We start from the raw sequence: 15,783 nt of genomic DNA on the forward strand, positions 1-15,783 counted from the left end.
TGCACTGAAAGTGCCTTCCGACGCAGAGACGATTAGGGCCTAGACAATCCTCATTGTCCCTGCACAGAAGGCACTTTCTCTATTCACCACGCCGAACGATCAACCAACCGGTCCACGGATCCAGGCTAAGTGCCGAAGCTGATCGGCCCAGGCTTTCTAGGAGAGCTTCTCGATGACGGGCGCGAATTCACGCATGTAAGGCTCATGAACCACGATGTAGGAGAAGCCGAACCGTTCACGATTCTCCCGTAGCTGCTCGGCGATCTGTTCAGCCGTGCCGATCAGGACGAACGGCGTCTCGAGGGCTTCGTCCACGGTGAGGTACGGCGCCCGCTCCGCGACGAGGTTCTCGGCGAGGCCGCGGCGGTCATCGGTGATGGCGACGAACTGGACGAGCACGTTGAATTCGACGCCATTCGCACGGTCGCCCGCCTGCTCCCGGATGAAGGTGACCCGCTCTTCGGCGATGGCTGCCGTGGTCATCCGGAACGTCCCGGGAGGCTCACCCTTGACTTGGAACAAGCCGCCGATGCCGACGATGTCGGCGTGTTGCGCGGCGAGGGAGAGCACGCGATCGCCGGTCCCGCCGATCAGCAGCGGCGGCCCCGATGCGTGGAGGCCGTCCTTCTGCACCGGTTTGAGCTCGCGGCGCCCGAACCGGTTGCGGACTTGCACCGCGGACTCGGGTTCTCCGGGGCCGTCGGTGAACAGGCGTCTGAGTTCCTCCACCGTACGGCCGAGCCGTTCGATCCGTTCGCCGATAGGTCGCCACGGCAGGCCGGCCGCGTCGAATTCCCATTTCATGTGCCCGGCGCCCAGGCCGAGCTCGAAGCGGCCGTCGGTCAGGTAATCGAGCGTGATCGCCTCACGGGCGAGCATGGCAGGGTTCCAGAACTCGTTGTTGATGGTCAACGTGCCGACCCGCATCCGGGAGGTTGCATGCGCGGCGATGGCCAGCGGTGAGAACGGTGACCCGTTGGGCAGGTGGTCGGTGCCCAGGGCGATGTCGTAACCGAGTTCTTCGGCTGTTCGGCACAGGTCGGCCACTTCACTGGCCGGCCGGAGCCCGGAGAAGTTGAACCCGAACCTAAAATCTCGCATCAGCTCACGCTGCCCTATTGCCGTCGATCGCGGAAGGCATGATCGCTACCGGCGAAGAGGGTGCGATGGCGTCGGTGCGTACCATGTGCCACGAGGTGATTGGATGCGCGCGATTCAGGTACGCGAGGTCGGAGGACCAGACGTTCTCCAGCTGGCGGATGTCGAAACCCCGGAGCCTGGTCCCGGCGAGGTGCTGGTAGACATCGGTGCCGCCGGTGTGAACTACATCGACACCTATCAGCGCAGCGGGCTGTATCCGTTGCCGACGCCCTTCGTGCTGGGCATCGAGGGCGCGGGTACTGTCGTCGCCGTTGGCGAGGGCGTCAGCGGCGTGGCGGCCGGTGATCGGGTCGCGTGGAAGGACGCGCTCGGCTCATACGCCGAGCAGGCCGTCGTTCCGGCATCCCAGGCCGTGCCGGTGACCGCTGAGGTTTCCGACGAGCTCGCCGCGGCATTGATGCTTCAGGGCATGACGGCGCATTACCTTGCCACATCGCTCTATCCAGTGCAGCCGGGCGACTGGGTGGTGGTGCACGCCGGAGCCGGAGGTGTCGGTCTCCTGCTGACGCAGATCGTGAAGCTCCGGGGCGGGCGGGTGCTGGCGACGGTTTCCACCGCGGAGAAGGCTGAGCTCGCTACCGCGGCAGGGGCCGATGTGATCGCGTCCTACGAAGACTTCTCCGAGCGCGCCCGTGACGTCACCGACGGTGCTGGCGTGGCATGTGTCTATGACGGCGTGGGGCAGGCCACGTTCGAAGGCAGCCTGGACGCGCTGCGAGTGCGCGGGACGATGGCCTTGTTCGGCGCCGCCAGTGGGCCGGTGCCGCCGTTCAACCCACAGCAGCTGAACGCGAAGGGGTCGCTCTTTCTGACCCGCCCCACCCTGGCGCACTACACCAGGGATCGCGCCGAGCTCACCGCGCGTGCGCAGGACCTCCTGGGCTGGGTTGGCGCCGAAAAGCTCGACGTCCGGATCGGAGGCCGGTACCCGCTGGTCGAGGCCGGGCGGGCACATGAAGACCTCGAGGCTCGCCGCACCACCGGCAAGCTTCTACTTCTTCCCTGACAGCGCTCGGCCGGACCGCGGGGTCGCGGTCCGGCCGGTGCCTTCGCCGGTTTGGCCATGACGACTGCTGGTCAGAGGCTGCGGGCGGTAATGCTGCCGTAAGCGGTGGTTGCCTGGATGTTCAGCTCGGCGGCAGCGCCATCGGCGTTCTTCAGCGTGTTGTGGACGCGGCCATAAGTGATGCCGGCGTCCAGCGACGCGGAAACTCCGGTAGCGGCGCCGACCGATACGTCGCCGGCCTGGGTGCGGAGCACGACCGTGCCGCGGCTGGCCTCGGTGATCCGGATGTCACCCTTTTGGGTAGTGATCTCCGCGGGGCCGCCCAGGCGGCCGACCGAGACGTCGCCGGCGGCGGTCGTGAGGTGGACACTGGCGGCCTCGTCGAGCTTGATCGGGCCGTGCGAACTCTCATAGATGACCTCGCCAAGCCGGCCCACGCCCCTGAGCTCTGCGCTGGCCGCTTTCGCCTCGATGCGGGAACCGGCCGGCAGCTGGACCGTTACCTCGATGGATCCTGGGTTGCTGAGGACATGCTTCTTCACAGAGGCCTCGATCCGCAGGATGCCGTCGGCGTATTCCACCGTGGTCTGCTCCGCCATCTTCACGTCACGGCCCTTCGAGGCATCGGCGGGCAGGACCTCAACGACGGCGTCGGCCCGGTCGGCGGCAATGAACCGCAGGTACCCCGCGGGGATGTCGAGGACGACGGAGATCGGGGAGGGGGTATCGAACTTCTGCATGGTGCTCAACTCCTGGGCTCGTTGTTTCTGATGATGGAAACGCTACGTTGCATTCATTCTGCTTTCAATGGTCAAGTTGCGCCCGTTCTCTAACCGCGCTGCTCAGAGCAATGCAATTGTTGCAATGACCTTGAGTGGTAATGCAACAATGCCGGTTTGATCGTTGCAATGAAGTGAGGGTGAACGCTATGTTGGGAGGTGTCAAGGACACACGAAGGAGATCTAGATGCCGGGAGGCAGGCTCACTCAGCAAGAACGTCAGCAGATCGCGCTGGGTCTGGCGGACGGCATTGCCTACGCGGAGATCGCCAGGCGTCTGGACCGCCCCACCTCAACCATCACGCGTGAGGTGATGCGCAACGGCGGTCCCGGTGCTTACCGCGCCGAGCTGGCTCACCGCGCCACCGAACGCCGGGCTCGCCGGCGCGGTCGGGCAGCGGCCCGAGGAGCGAAGGTGCCCCCACATGCGCATGGACGCGACGCCGACGCCGTACGCGAGTATGAGGAGACGTTCACCACCATGCTCATGCAATCGGGCTTGCCCAAGATGATGTCGCGGGTGCTGACCTGTCTCTACACCACGGACGCAGGCAGCCTCACCGCGTCCGAACTCGTCCAGCGCCTCGGGGTCAGCCCGGCGTCGATCTCCAAAGCGATCGCGTTCCTCGAGGGCCAAGACCTCGTCCGCCGCGAACGCGACGAAGGTCGCCGCGAGCGCTACGTCGTCGACGACGACGTCTGGTACCAGGCGATGGTCGCCAGCGCGCGATCCAGCACGCAGCTCGCCGAAACGGCACGGCAAGGCGTCAACATCCTCGGGCCGGACACCACGGCCGCCGCCCGCCTCGAGAACATCGCCCGGTTCATCGACTTCGTCGGTGAGAGCACAATGCGCGCCGCGGAGCAGGCCCGGGAGATCCTCCACACAAAAGCCGAAACGACCTCGGCGGCGTTGGCGACGCCACGTTCACGTCGTGGCTAGCCCGCTAATCCAGGTAGAAGATGTTCTCCCGGTGCTCGCGGAGCAATGCGTCGTTGCGCTCCGCCCCGCCGTCGATGTTCGCCGAGAGGAAGACCGGCGGTGTGAGCCCACGGGCCAGCATGCCGTCGATCACCGCCGCCATCAAGGCGTGCAAGATGGCCGTGGCGGCCACGCCGGACGCCGGCCCGAACGGTTGCGGCACGCCGTCGTCGGTAAGCACCGCGTCGCCCACCGGCACTTTGGTGTCCAGCACGATGTCGCTGATGTCGATCAGCCGCTCACCAGAGGCATCCCGGGCGGGTAGGTCACCGTAGGCGGACGATGTCACCGCGACCACCGTCGCACCGAGTTCACGCGCGCTCTGTGCGGCCTGGACCGGCATCGCGTTACGTCCCGACAACGAGACGATGATCAACACGTCGCCAGCTCTCAGCGGGCTGGTCTCGATCAGCGCGGGGGCGTAACCGGAGAGCCGCTCGAGCTTGGACGTCAGGGTTGCCGGGCGCACCGTCATGCTGTCCACGCCTGGTCCGAGCAGCGGATTGACGAGCATCAGCCCGCCGGCCCGGTACACGATCTCCTGCACGGCCAGCGCCGAATGGCCGCACCCGAACGCGAACAACCGCGCGCCTCCGGCGATCGACTCAGCGATCCGGCCGCCGACCTCGGCGACGTTCTCCGCTTCGTCGTCGGCGATCTGCTGGAGAATGCCGATGGCCGCGTCGAGATAGCGGCGGGCTGCGGGCATGGGGGTGGTGCTGGCGGGACCAGCCGATGGGCTTGCTGGCACTGGTGCGCTCCTCTGCATAGGTGCAGGGCGTGTCGGGTTACGCCCCTAGATCATTCGGCGGCGGGTGGGTGCCCCGCCGTCGGCCGGGACGTCGAGAGACGCCCGGAGTTGGTAACGGTCGCCGCGGTACCGGGAGACCACGTATTCGATGGGTTTGCCGCCAGAGGTGGTGACACGTTCGAGCAGTAGCATCGGACTGCCGCGCGGCACCCCGAGCAACTCTGCCTCGGCGGCACCGCTGGACACGGCCTCGATCGATTCTTCGCCCGCATCCAGGACGACTCCGAACTCTTGCTCCAGAGTCTCGTACAGCGACTGGTTCTCCAGGTCGCAGGCAAGCAAGTCCGGTGCTATCGCCGCGGGCACGTGTGTCCGCTCGATGGCCATCGGGATGTCGTCGGCCAGCCGCACCCTTTCGATCACATGAATGTTGGCATCCGACGGAATCTCCAGGAGCTTGCCGATCACCCGGCCGGCCGTGGTCGTGCGTTGTTCGAGGACCCGAGCTCCCGCGCGTACGCCGCGGGCGTTCATGTCGCTGGTGAACGACGTGAGCCGAACCGGAAGCCGAACCTTGCCGGGTGCGACGAACGTCCCCCGGCCAGGGACGCGATAAAGACGGCCTTCGGTGACCAGCAGGTCGAGCGCTTGGCGCACGGTCATACGAGCCACGCCGTATTGCACGCCGAGGACCCGCTCGGACGGAACCGGAGCGTCCGGCTCGAGGTCGGAGATGGCATCGAGGATGAGCCCTCGCACCTGGGCATGTTTCGGTACCGGGCTGTGCGGATCCACGCTGCCGTGGGCCGGTGTCCGACCGTGCTCAGCCGCCATTGGCGCCTCCCTGCCGTTCAGGAGTTCTTGTAATCTGCAGTCTAAAGCTATTGTCCAGGCCGGTCTAGGCCAGTACAGTCCTACTGAACAAGTTCGGAACGGGAAGGCCCACATCAGTAAGCCCAGGGAGGGACAGCGGCCGTGGATGTCCTCGAGTTCATCGCCAATAACATATTCAACGAGGTAGCGATTCTGATCGGCCTGATCACCCTGGTCGGGCTGGTTCTGCAGCGCAAACCCGTTGACGACGTGGTCGGCGGCGCGGTCCGGGCCACCGTCGGCATCATCATCTTGTTCATCGGCGTCGAAGTGTTCGTCGGCGGCCTCGCGTCGTTCCAGGCCATTGTCGCCAGCGCGGTGGGTCTCGATCCGCCGGCCGCGACCAATACCCTCGACGGCTTCCTCGGCTCGCACGGTGGCAACGTAGCGATGATCATCACGTGCGGATTCATCCTGCATCTTGCCTTGGTCCGGATCTTGAAGACGCGCTACGTGTACCTGACCGGACACCTGCTGTTCTGGATGTCGCTCGTCGTGACCGCCTGCATCGTCCAGGCATTCGGCGAGATCGATCAGTGGCGCCTGGTCCTGGTGGGCTCGATCATCGTCGGTTGCTACTGGACCGTCCAGCCGGTGTTCATCGCGCCGATGATGCGCAAGGTGATTTCCTCGGACGACTGGGGATATGCCCACACCAGCTCATCCGTGGCCTGGATCGCCGGTAAGGTCGCGCCGCTCGCCGGTGACCCGAAGCAGCACGACATCGAGAAGATCCATGTGCCGAAGAAGTTCTCCTTCTTCAAGGATGTCACCGTCTCCACTGCCGTTGTCATCGGCGTGATCATGCTGGTCGGTCTCATCTTCGCCGACAGCGACGTCGCCGCGGAACAGGCAGCCGCCTACGACCCGGAGATCAACAGCTGGGTGTGGGGATTCATCGCCGCGTTGCGTTTCGCGGCAGGCATCGCGATTCTGTTGTACGGCGTGCGGATGTTCCTGGCGGAGATCGTGCCCGCATTCACCGGCATCAGCCAGAAGGCCATTCCTGGCTCCCGGCCGGGCCTGGACGCGCCCACCATCTTCCCGGTGGCGCCCACGGCCGTCATGGTCGGTTTCCTCACGACAACCGTGACCTTCCTGATCTTGATGGGAGTCTTTGCCGCGGCCGGCTGGTTCGTCTTGGTGCCGCCGATGATCATGCTCTTCTTTGTCGGCGCCGGCGCCGCGGTCTACGGCAACGCATTCGGCGGCTGGCGGGGTGCGGCGCTGGCGGGTGTGATTACCGGCTTCGCGCTGGCCTTCGGCCAGTGGGCCGGCTGGCATCTGCTCTCCGACACCGCTCCGGAGCTCGCCACGCTGGCCGACCCCGACTGGTACCTGATGATCCTGGTGGTCCTCGGCCTCGGTGAACTCTTCTCGGGGCTTGGCGAGAATGCCGTGCTGCTCGTGGGTGTCGTCATCGCCGCGGTCTTCGGTGTCTGGTTGTGGATTCTCAAGCGCATCCAGCGGCGCGCCGGAGAGCCAGTCACCGGTTTGGAGAAAGAATCGGAGCTGACCGAACAGTCCTCCGGAGAACAGTGAGAATGAGATGAATCAAGCGAATCGTGAACTGAAGGTCCTCACCGTGTGTGGCGTGGGCATGGGCAGCAGTCTGATCCTGCGGATGAACGCGGAGAAGGCGCTCAGCACCCTCGGGGTCAGCGCGAAGGTGGAGCACACCGACGTATCGTCGGCGCGCAGCATGAAAGCCGACGTGGTGATCGCGCAAGGCCTGCACACCGACGACCTCACAGGTGTGGCCCCGGTAGTCATCCCGATATCCAACTTCATGGACGTCGACGGACTGCGCCAGCAACTCGATGAGGCACTGCGCGGGCAGGGGTGGCTCTAGCGTGGGTGGTGCCGACACTGACCAGCCAGTGATCAAGGCCGTGACGGAGGTGCGGGTCGCCGATTGGCGGGCAGCGGTACGGGCGGCATGCCAGCCGCTGGTCGACGCCGGCGCCGTCGAGGCCCGGTATGCCGACCGATGCGTCGACATGGTCGAGGAGCACGGACCGTACATGGTGCTGGCGCCGGGTCTGGCGCTGGCGCATGCCCGGCCCGAGGACGGCGTCAATCGGCTGTGCCTGGCTTCGGCCACACTGGCGGAGCCGGTCTCCTTCGGGCATCCGGACAACGACCCTGTCGACGTCGTGCTGGCCTTCGGCTCGCCGGACGACTCCAGTCATATCGGCCTGTTGCAGAAGCTCGCGGAGCATCTGCTGAGCGGGCTCGCGGACACCTTGCGCCAAGCGCCTGATCAGGCGACAGCAGTTCAGGCGCTCAGCAATGTGGTGGGGGACCTGTAGTAGAGGAAAGGAAGGCCAACGTGGCACGTAAGCGCGCGCTCGTAACTGGAGGAGCGGCGGTCGCCGTCTTGCTGGCGCCGGTGATCGCGGTAGCGGATGAGCCCGGCACAGACGAAGCCGCTGCCGGCCAGCCGTCATCGGACTGGCGACTGGTCCAATCGGAGAACTTCGGCCGGATGATTCCGTCCGACGACACCGGCTGGTTCCGGGACAAGGACGGCCCGGGAAGCCCGTACGACGTCGACCATTACGACAACGACGGAGACTATTTCCGCACGTTCGGCGGCGAGACGTTCGACGAGCATCTGGACGGAATCGACCTGTACCGGCGATCGTTCACCCTGGGCCGGGACGGCTGGCTGACCGCGGAACTGGCGGCCCGGGACACCGACGGCACCGGCGTCGAGAACGAGGCCCCGAGTTTCACCCGATCGATGCTGCGCGGTGCCGGGCCGACGGGCAAGTTCGACGTGCCGACTCACCACGGCGGCGTGATCCTGCGTTCCACCGATCCGCTGCCGGAGGAGTACCGCATCGAGACCACCCTGCGCGCTATCGACTTCGGTGGTCAGCGTGGTGGCGAATGGGATTACGACGGCTTGGTCAATGGCTACGTGCCCACTGGATGCAAGACATTCTTCCCGTGGGCCGGCGGCACGACATGGAACTACGACCAGGACGAGTGTGACTTCCACGACGTCACAACGGACTCGAACGGGTTCTACTACCTGTCGATCATGGACTACGACCGGCCGGCGCCGCATAACAATGTCTTCATCCACACCCACCGCAAGGTGGTCATGGATGGGTACAACCGTTACCGCTACACCGGCAACGGGCTGCGGTACTGCGACCCCAACACCGGGGAGCTGCAGCCATACGAGTGGGGCAGCGGCAATGGGGTCAACATGCTGTTCATGATCCCGGAGAAGCGGTACGCCAACCAGCCGGGAACCGAGTACCTCATGCACAGCGAGTGCGGTACCGAGGTCGGCGGAGGCATTGTCAGTCAGGTGGACCTGATGCCTGAGCTGATGCCGAGAGAGAGCTACACCTTCGCCATCGAACGCCGTGACGGCGCCTACGTGCTCGAGGTGACGGGCAACTTCCGGCACGTCGGGCACCGGACCGTCCGATACGAGCAGCCGTTCGACGACGGCGAGAACCCGATCTGGCATTACAACCAGAGGGCTGACGAGTACGACGGCCGCTACAACCGGGACTGGACCTACACCTCGCCCGACGCGACGTTCGTCGACGAGGACGTCTGGCCGGCCGGTTCGGCGTACCCTGACTACTTCCTGATCGGGCAGCCGCACATGAACTACTACGAGGGCAGTGCGCACATCGACAACGTCCGTCTCTATGTGCCGCGCTGAGGTCTGACCGCGAGTTCTTGAGCAGGATTCACACACTGAGTGACGCTCACGCCAACGGTTGGCGTGAGCGTCACTCAGTTGCAACCCCGAACGAACTCTGTCGGCCGGTGAGCCTGCCTTCCTGAAGGCTCGCGGCGTACGCGACAGCGAACATGCTTCGAGCTGGGGCTCGCCACTGTTGAGCCCTGTCGAGGGCCGGTAGCGTGGGTCCGTGGCTATTCGATCATCGGCATTCACGACGAGACCTGAACTCGCCGGCTCGTACGGCATGGTCGCCTCGACGCACTGGCTGGCGTCGCAGGCCGGCATGTCGGTCTTGGAGCGCGGCGGTAATGCTTTCGACGCGGCGGTAGCCGCCGGCTTCGTCCTCCAGGTGGTCGAGCCGGAGATGAACGGTCCCGGCGGCGAGGTGCCTATCCTCGGGCGGAGTGCGGGAGACGAGGAACCGTTTGTCGTGTGCGGCCAGGGCACTGCTCCCGCCGGGGCGGACATCGACACACTGCGCGGACTGGGCCTCGACCTCATCCCGGGCAATGGACAGCTGCCGGCGTGTGTTCCCGGGGCCTTCGGCGCGTGGATGACGCTGCTTCAGCGGCACGGCACAATGCGACCGGGTGATGTGCTGAGGTACGCCATCGAGTACGCGGGCGGCGGATTTCCCATCGGGCTTTCGGCCGTGAACACCATCGCCAGCGTCACACCGTGGTTCCAGGCGCACTGGCCGAGTTCGGCACGGTTGTGGTTACGGTCGGGGGCTCCGCCAGCACCTGGTTCCCGCTTCGTCAACGCCGAACTCGCCGCGACCTACCAACGCATCGTCGATGAGGCACACGCCGCCTCTCAAGACCGCGACCAGCAGATCGATCATGCGCTTCGCAGCTTCTACCAGGGCTTCGTGGCCGAGGCGATTGCCGATCAAGCCGGCGTGGAGGTCATGGACATCAGCGGCCGGGCACATCGAGGCCTGCTGAGCTACGAAGATCTCGCCGGCTGGCAGGCTGGGATCGAGCGACCGGTCATGGTCGATTATCACGGATATTCCGTGTTCAAGCCGGGCCCGTGGAGCCAGGCGCCGGTTTTCTTGCAGCAGCTCAGGTTGCTTGAAGGGTATGACCTGGCGGCGATGGACCCGTGCGGCCCTGAGCTCATCCACACGGTTGTCGAGTCGGCGAAACTGGCCTTCGCCGATCGCGAGGCGTTTTACGGCGACCCGTCGTTCGCCGACGTGCCGCTCGACGAGCTTCTCTCCCGGGAGTACGCCGCCGAGCGGCGCAAGCAGGTCACGGACGCCGCCGACGCCGGCGACCTGCGCCCTGGAAACCCAGGTGGACGAGCCGGGCGGTTGCCGGTGCTCCGCCCGGCGCCCCAACTGCCGGCTGGACGTGGCATCGGCGAGCCGACCCTGGGCCCCGTCGAGGGCGACACCTGCCACCTCGATGTGGTGGACCGGCACGGCAACGCCGTCTCCGCGACGCCCAGCGGGGGCTGGCTGCACAGCTCACCGGCCATGCCCGGGCTCGGATTCTGCCTCGGCACTCGGGCGCAGATGTTCTGGCTGGAAGAAGGGCTGCCGAACTCACTCGCGCCGGGAAAACGGCCGCGGACCACGTTGACACCGTCGATGGCTATACGCGACGACGAGGTGATCGCCTTCGGCACACCCGGCGGCGATCAGCAGGACCAGTGGTCGCTGCTCTGGTTCCTCCGGCACGTTCACCATGGGTTGAATCTGCAAGAAGCCATCGATGCGCCCGCGTGGCACACCACTCATTTCACGTCGTCGTTCTACCCTCGGGCCGCCTATCCAGGACGGCTTCATGTCGAGGCCCGGGTGGGTGGGGAGACCGCGCGTGCGCTGCAGGAACGCGGGCACGACGTCGTCGTCGAAGGCGACTGGAGCCTGGGCAGGATGTCAGCGGCGTCGTACAGGGCGGATGGCACCCTGCGGGCCGCGGCGAATCCTCGCGGCATGCAAGGGTACGCGGTCGGCCGCTGATCCGAAGGGCGCGGCCATACCCGCTGGTCATTAGGGCGGTTGTGTCGTGTCCGTGGGTGGAGGCGTCTTTGGCGCGCCGTGTCGATGGGCGGCGTGTCGTGGCATGACCGGGCTCCGCCCCCTTTGGGGTTGGACGGCGTGACTGCCGGCGGTAGCCGGGACGGCGCCGGGGCCTACTCCGCCGCTCAGCGCGCCAGGGAGCCGGCGGTTCGTCGTGATTCACACGACAATCTTCACGACCGGTGTGTGCTCGCTCGTGTGAGTCCTGACGGCCGACAGCGGCGTCCCCTGGCACGACGATCTTCACGACCCCGAATACCGCCCCGGCGCCCGTCGTGGGTCACACGACAATCTTCACAACCAGACACAACCCCACCCAGCGAACACGACACACCACAGCCGGACTCCACCAAAGCCCCGGTGAGTACCCGCCCGCAGCGACCTCTCTTGGATCCACCCAGGCATATGTCACAAGAGCCCCATCTAGGTGGGGCGCTAGGCGAGGCGGCGACGGAGGTCGGGCCGCCGCGAGCAGTCTGGGTGTATTCGTGCCGGGGTGCGTCGATCAACTCACGTGACTGCCCGCGCTCGACTACCTGCCCGTGGTACATGACCAGTGCCTCGTCGGAGTATGCCTATGCGCTGCCGAGATCGGGGGTGATGTAGAGCACCGCCAACTGTGCCTCTCGGCGCAGTTGGTCGAGCAAGTACAGGTCGTGGCCGAGGTAGCGCGCGCCCTATCCGGTGCTTCTGTTCGCCGCAGCGCTCAACCCCGCCCGCATGACGTGGAACGTCCGTGTGATCGAGAAACCCGTGCTCAGGTATAGGCGCCCGGCCGGGTTCGTGGTGCCTGTCCAGAGAAACCAGGCGCTGTGTGCGCCCTCGGCACGCATCTGTTCGAGTGTGGTGTGCAGGAGGATCTTGCCGAGACCCAGTCCGCGGTAACCATCGGCGACGCCGAACGGACCGAACCGGTCGGTGATCTCACGAAACGCCCCGTAGATGGCGAAGCCGACGACGACGCCGTCCGGTCGGCGAGACATGACCACCCGGCGGGGACGACCGGAGCGGACAACGGCCTGGCGGATCACTTCGCCCCAGTCCGGCGCCAGCTCCCGGTTCGCGAAGGTGATGACCTCCGGGATGTCGTCGGCGGTTGCCGGTGCGAAGGTGTAGCCCTCGGCCTCGCGGTCGGCCCGCAGTTTGACGACGGCTTCCGGCTGGCGGTAGGCGCCCAGGCTCAGGTCCATGGCGACTGGTTGGGACACCGTCTCGAACCCGGCTCGCTGGAGCAGCCGGAGCCCGTCCGGGTAGGTCTCGGCATCCAGCCCAGGCAGGAAGTACGCCGGCGGATAGCCGGAGTAGACGACCCATTCAGAACCGCCGGCACGCAAGAACTCCTTGGCCCGTTCGGCAAGCCGGGTGCCGATGCCCTGGCGGCGGGCAGCCGGATCGACGACGCCGATGGTGATCCAGCCTCCGGTCGGGTCGACGGGAACCCCGGGGGTGTTCTGGCTGCGTACTGCGTAGACGAAGCCGAGTATCTTGGTGGTGCGGGCGTCTTCGGCGACGATCAATCCGTCCGGATCGAAGTTCGGCTCGAGCAGTACCCATTCGGCGAACCACTCGGCCGAGACTGCGTCGGTGGGCATTCCGCGCGCGATCAGATCCACGAGTTGTCCGGAATCGCCGGGCTGGAAGCTCCGGTAGTTGATCTGGTTCATCGCCCTACTCGCCTCCGGTCCTATTCGGGTTCAGTCGATGACGACGAAACGGCCGCCGTCGCCGCTGGACAACGCCACGGCCCGATCGGTCCGGGCGAGACAGCCCTGCATGATGAGCTGGGCGCTGTAGTAGTCGATATAGCGGAAGCCGTACGTCTCACCTCGCGCGAATGCTTGACCTTGGATCGCTGTGCTCCACATCTCGAAAGCCTCTGTTGAGATGGGTGCGTAACTGTCCGCCTCGAACCCGCGTGCGTCCTCCCAGTTCTCGGCATAGAGCAGACGGGCGACGCCGTGCCGTTCGCCGTCCTCGGGTGCCCAGCCGGGAAGGCCGGCCAGGAAGCGGGCACGTTCGGTGATCTGGCACGCGTGTTCGTGATCGGTGTGGATGCTGTGCCGCCAATGCGCGATCAGCGTGTCCGGGCGGATGTCGCGAATCAGCCGGGCGAGCCGCGCGGCGACGTCGTCGGTGGGCTGTAGGAAGCCGTCGGAGATGTCGTCGAACACATGGAACTCGGCCCCGATCGCGGCGGCGAAGGCATGGCCCTCGGTGAGTTTCTGCTTCCGGTATTCGTCGATGCCGAGTCGGGGATGGCCGCGCTCGCCCGGAGTCAGCGCGACGAGAGCGGCGCGGCCGCCGTCGAGGACGGCCTGTGCGAGGAGCGGTCCAACAGCCAGGTCCATGTCGCCGATGTGGCCGCCGACCGCCATGACCGTGCGCTGTTTCACGATGCCTCTGCTCTCTCGGACTGGAGGTGGAAATACGATGAGCCGAACAGGTTGGAAATTTACCGATCGGCAGCAATTTGAGTCAACAGTTTGCTTCAATCCCTTCGGGTGTGATCTCGCCACGCCGATCGCCGCCTTGACCTCAATATTGGTTTAGGTAGGAGAGTGGTTTGAAGGGGAAGGGACCCCGCCCCGATCGCCTACGACGAGGAGAACGAGCAACGATGCGAGCAGTCCATGCAGTCCGGTTCGGCGGACCCAAAGTCCTGACGGCTGTCGAGATCGACGAACCTGTAGCGCAACCGGGACACGTGGTGATCGGCGTTTCCGTGGCCGAGATCCTGTTCCTCGACACCCAACTACGCAGCGGCTGGGGAAGTGACTACTTTCCGATCGAGCCGCCGTACGTTCCCGGCGCCGGAGTCGCCGGCACAGTGATGTCTGCCGGCGACGGCGTCGACCCGGCGTTGATCGGGCAACGAGTGGTCGCCGGCCTGGGATTCTCCGGCGGTTATGCAGAACAGGTCCAGGCGGTCGCCGACAAGGTTGTGTCGGTACCTGATGAGGTTGAGCTGACGACGGCTGTGGCCGCCTTGCACGACGGAACCACGGCGTTGAGCAGGATCGAGAAGGCGAAGATCGAACCGGGGCATCGAGTGCTGGTCACGGCCGCCGGAGGAAGCCTTGGTGGTTGGCTCATCCCGCTCTCGCGGGCAGCGGGCGCCCAGGTGATCGCGACGGCCCGGGGTGAGCAGAAGCTGGAATCGGCACGTGACCTCGGTGCGGATGTCGCGATCGACTACACCGGAGCCGACTGGGCACAGCAGGTGCTGGAGGCGACGAAGGGGCATGGAGTCGACGTGGTATTTGACGGCGCGGGTGGCCGGACCGGCGGTGCGGCGTTCGAGATCACCGCGGATGGCGGCCGGTTCTTCAGCTACGGAGCAGCCAGCGGCGATTTCGCGCCCATCGACGAGGGGCAGGCAGCCGCGAAGGGAATTTCCGTGATCGGCATCGACGACCAGTTCGCGCCGGGGGAGCGAGAACTCTTGATCCGGCGCGGACTGGCTGAGATCGCCTCGGGCACCGTCACCCCGATCATCGGGCAGACGTTTCCGCTGGACGGCGCTGCGGACGCACATGCCGCGATCGAGGCACGCTCCGTCGTCGGGAAGACACTGCTGAAAATGTGAATCCGGTTCACGCGTCCGGGTGGACCACCTGGTGGGTGGACGCGAGAGCGGCCACGGAGGCGTCGTACGTTCGCTGTGCGACGCCGAGGTAGATGCAGTCCACCACAGCCAGCTGCGCGATCCGGCTGGCCATCGCGCCGGAGCGGAACTTGGACTCTTGGGCGGCGGTGGTGAGCACCAGGTCGGCATGGGCCGCGAGCGCCGACTTCGCGTAGCTGGTGATGGCTACCGTAGTGACGGCATTCTGATGCGCGTGCCGCAGCCAGGCGACGATCTCGTCGGTATCGCCGCTGTGCGACAGCGCGATGGCGACGTCGTCGGTCGTCATGAGCGCTGCCGACGCAAGCGTGAGATGGGGGTCGGCGATAAATAGCGCCACCCGGTCGATCCGCAGCAGTTTCTGCTGCAAGTCCTGCGCTGCGAAGGTACTGGCGCCGAGGCCGAACAGACTGACTCGTCGAGCGTCGACGACGGCGTCGATCACCTGGCCGAGGACGTCGAGATCGAGTTCGTCGACGGTGTCCTCGATGGCACGGGTGTCGGCGTAGGCCACCTTGCGAACGAGCTCTTCCAGCGTGTCTTCGCGGCCGATGTCGGTTCCCGGCGCGTAGTCGTCCGGCCGTCGGGCGTGATCCCGGCCGAGTTCAGTCGCCACCGCCAGCCGGAGTTCGGGGTAGCCGCGAAAGCCGGCGGTGCGGCAGAAACGGACCACCGTGGTCTCGGAGGTCTGACATGCCTGGGCGACCTCGGTGATCGTCTTCTCGACGACGAATGACGGGTCCGAGAGGATGGCCTCGGCGACCCGCCGCTCCGCGGGCGCGAGAGTGGGGGCAAGGGCGCGGACGTGTTGCCGCACGCCACCGGACCAGCCACGTGGTGTCGCATCCGTTGCCATTGC

15 protein-coding genes are annotated in these 15,783 nt (G+C 66.0%); 8 read left to right on the top strand and 7 right to left on the bottom strand.

What is annotated here, in order from left to right; all coding sequences use genetic code 11:
- Positions 1 to 156 precede the first annotated feature (156 nt).
- The gene (locus F7O44_RS14860) at positions 157 to 1,101 is read right to left on the bottom strand and encodes an LLM class F420-dependent oxidoreductase (protein ID WP_162451064.1); all 945 of its coding nucleotides are present in this window, start codon (positions 1,099 to 1,101) and stop codon (positions 157 to 159) included.
- 103 nt (positions 1,102 to 1,204) lie between these two features.
- Here F7O44_RS14860 and F7O44_RS14865 point away from each other — a divergent pair, with 103 nt between their 5' ends.
- Positions 1,205 to 2,167: a quinone oxidoreductase family protein gene (locus F7O44_RS14865; RefSeq protein WP_162451065.1), complete on the top strand. Its 963-nt coding sequence runs from the start codon at positions 1,205 to 1,207 to the stop codon at positions 2,165 to 2,167.
- 71 nt (positions 2,168 to 2,238) lie between these two features.
- Here the strand turns inward: F7O44_RS14865 and F7O44_RS14870 are convergent, their stop codons facing one another.
- Positions 2,239 to 2,907, bottom strand: coding sequence for a DUF4097 family beta strand repeat-containing protein (locus F7O44_RS14870; RefSeq protein WP_162451066.1), 669 nt, complete (start codon positions 2,905 to 2,907; stop codon positions 2,239 to 2,241).
- Positions 2,908 to 3,133: 226 nt separating this feature from the next.
- On the opposite strand from F7O44_RS14870, the gene F7O44_RS14875 reads away from it, so the two are divergent.
- Entirely contained in the window at positions 3,134 to 3,889 is a 756-nt protein-coding gene (locus tag F7O44_RS14875; protein ID WP_162451067.1) for a GbsR/MarR family transcriptional regulator, read from the top strand.
- A gap of 4 nt (positions 3,890 to 3,893) precedes the next feature.
- Here the strand turns inward: F7O44_RS14875 and F7O44_RS14880 are convergent, their stop codons facing one another.
- Positions 3,894 to 4,637, bottom strand: coding sequence for a sugar isomerase domain-containing protein (locus tag F7O44_RS14880; RefSeq protein ID WP_246221123.1), 744 nt, complete (start codon positions 4,635 to 4,637; stop codon positions 3,894 to 3,896).
- Between the two features lie 87 nt (positions 4,638 to 4,724).
- Positions 4,725 to 5,513 carry a GntR family transcriptional regulator gene (locus tag F7O44_RS14885; protein WP_162451069.1) on the bottom strand — a complete coding sequence of 263 codons (789 nt, stop codon included), beginning with the start codon at positions 5,511 to 5,513 and terminating at the stop codon, positions 4,725 to 4,727.
- Between the two features lie 141 nt (positions 5,514 to 5,654).
- Here F7O44_RS14885 and ulaA point away from each other — a divergent pair, with 141 nt between their 5' ends.
- The 5 genes from ulaA (at position 5,655) to F7O44_RS14910 (ending at position 11,239) form a co-directional block, all read left to right on the top strand.
- The gene (ulaA, locus tag F7O44_RS14890) at positions 5,655 to 7,094 is read left to right on the top strand and encodes a PTS ascorbate transporter subunit IIC (protein WP_162451070.1); all 1,440 of its coding nucleotides are present in this window, start codon (positions 5,655 to 5,657) and stop codon (positions 7,092 to 7,094) included.
- 7 nt (positions 7,095 to 7,101) lie between these two features.
- Complete coding sequence (locus F7O44_RS14895; protein WP_222851382.1) at positions 7,102 to 7,404, top strand: PTS sugar transporter subunit IIB; 303 nt, start codon at positions 7,102 to 7,104, stop codon at positions 7,402 to 7,404.
- Position 7,405: 1 nt separating this feature from the next.
- Positions 7,406 to 7,864 carry a PTS sugar transporter subunit IIA gene (locus tag F7O44_RS14900; protein ID WP_222851383.1) on the top strand — a complete coding sequence of 153 codons (459 nt, stop codon included), beginning with the start codon at positions 7,406 to 7,408 and terminating at the stop codon, positions 7,862 to 7,864.
- 20 nt (positions 7,865 to 7,884) lie between these two features.
- Positions 7,885 to 9,243, top strand: coding sequence for a hypothetical protein (locus F7O44_RS14905; protein WP_222851384.1), 1,359 nt, complete (start codon positions 7,885 to 7,887; stop codon positions 9,241 to 9,243).
- A 268-nt stretch (positions 9,244 to 9,511) separates the two neighbouring features.
- Entirely contained in the window at positions 9,512 to 11,239 is a 1,728-nt protein-coding gene (locus F7O44_RS14910) for a gamma-glutamyltransferase (RefSeq protein WP_162451466.1), read from the top strand.
- Positions 11,240 to 11,976: 737 nt separating this feature from the next.
- On the opposite strand, the gene F7O44_RS14915 is transcribed toward F7O44_RS14910, so the two are convergent.
- Both F7O44_RS14915 and F7O44_RS14920 read right to left on the bottom strand, forming a co-directional pair.
- Positions 11,977 to 12,963, bottom strand: a complete 987-nt coding sequence (locus F7O44_RS14915) for a GNAT family N-acetyltransferase (protein ID WP_162451072.1) — start codon at positions 12,961 to 12,963, stop codon at positions 11,977 to 11,979.
- Between the two features lie 30 nt (positions 12,964 to 12,993).
- A complete protein-coding gene (locus F7O44_RS14920; protein ID WP_162451073.1) occupies positions 12,994 to 13,692 on the bottom strand; it encodes a PIG-L family deacetylase in 699 nt (232 codons plus the stop codon).
- A gap of 224 nt (positions 13,693 to 13,916) precedes the next feature.
- On the opposite strand from F7O44_RS14920, the gene F7O44_RS14925 reads away from it, so the two are divergent.
- Positions 13,917 to 14,885: a zinc-binding dehydrogenase gene (locus F7O44_RS14925; RefSeq protein ID WP_162451074.1), complete on the top strand. Its 969-nt coding sequence runs from the start codon at positions 13,917 to 13,919 to the stop codon at positions 14,883 to 14,885.
- Between the two features lie 7 nt (positions 14,886 to 14,892).
- Here the strand turns inward: F7O44_RS14925 and F7O44_RS14930 are convergent, their stop codons facing one another.
- A complete protein-coding gene (locus F7O44_RS14930; RefSeq protein ID WP_162451075.1) occupies positions 14,893 to 15,780 on the bottom strand; it encodes a MurR/RpiR family transcriptional regulator in 888 nt (295 codons plus the stop codon).
- Positions 15,781 to 15,783 lie beyond the last annotated feature (3 nt).

Origin of the sequence: Phytoactinopolyspora mesophila (assembly GCF_010122465.1) — a bacterium.
GTDB classification, from domain to species: domain Bacteria; phylum Actinomycetota; class Actinomycetes; order Jiangellales; family Jiangellaceae; genus Phytoactinopolyspora; species Phytoactinopolyspora mesophila.

What these genes read in the sequence shown, in the direction of transcription:
- F7O44_RS14860 (WP_162451064.1), bottom strand. Translation starts at nt 1,101, where the DNA reads ATGCGAGATTTTAGGTTCGGGTTCAACTTCTCCGGGCTCCGGCCGGCC.
- F7O44_RS14865 (WP_162451065.1), top strand. Translation starts at nt 1,205, where the DNA reads ATGCGCGCGATTCAGGTACGCGAGGTCGGAGGACCAGACGTTCTCCAG.
- F7O44_RS14870 (WP_162451066.1), bottom strand. Translation starts at nt 2,907, where the DNA reads ATGCAGAAGTTCGATACCCCCTCCCCGATCTCCGTCGTCCTCGACATC.
- F7O44_RS14875 (WP_162451067.1), top strand. Translation starts at nt 3,134, where the DNA reads ATGCCGGGAGGCAGGCTCACTCAGCAAGAACGTCAGCAGATCGCGCTG.
- F7O44_RS14880 (WP_246221123.1), bottom strand. Translation starts at nt 4,637, where the DNA reads ATGCCCGCAGCCCGCCGCTATCTCGACGCGGCCATCGGCATTCTCCAG.
- F7O44_RS14885 (WP_162451069.1), bottom strand. Translation starts at nt 5,513, where the DNA reads ATGGCGGCTGAGCACGGTCGGACACCGGCCCACGGCAGCGTGGATCCG.
- F7O44_RS14895 (WP_222851382.1), top strand. Translation starts at nt 7,102, where the DNA reads ATGAATCAAGCGAATCGTGAACTGAAGGTCCTCACCGTGTGTGGCGTG.
- F7O44_RS14910 (WP_162451466.1), top strand. Translation starts at nt 9,512, where the DNA reads ATGGTCGCCTCGACGCACTGGCTGGCGTCGCAGGCCGGCATGTCGGTC.
- F7O44_RS14915 (WP_162451072.1), bottom strand. Translation starts at nt 12,963, where the DNA reads ATGAACCAGATCAACTACCGGAGCTTCCAGCCCGGCGATTCCGGACAA.
- F7O44_RS14925 (WP_162451074.1), top strand. Translation starts at nt 13,917, where the DNA reads ATGCGAGCAGTCCATGCAGTCCGGTTCGGCGGACCCAAAGTCCTGACG.
- F7O44_RS14930 (WP_162451075.1), bottom strand. Translation starts at nt 15,780, where the DNA reads ATGGCAACGGATGCGACACCACGTGGCTGGTCCGGTGGCGTGCGGCAA.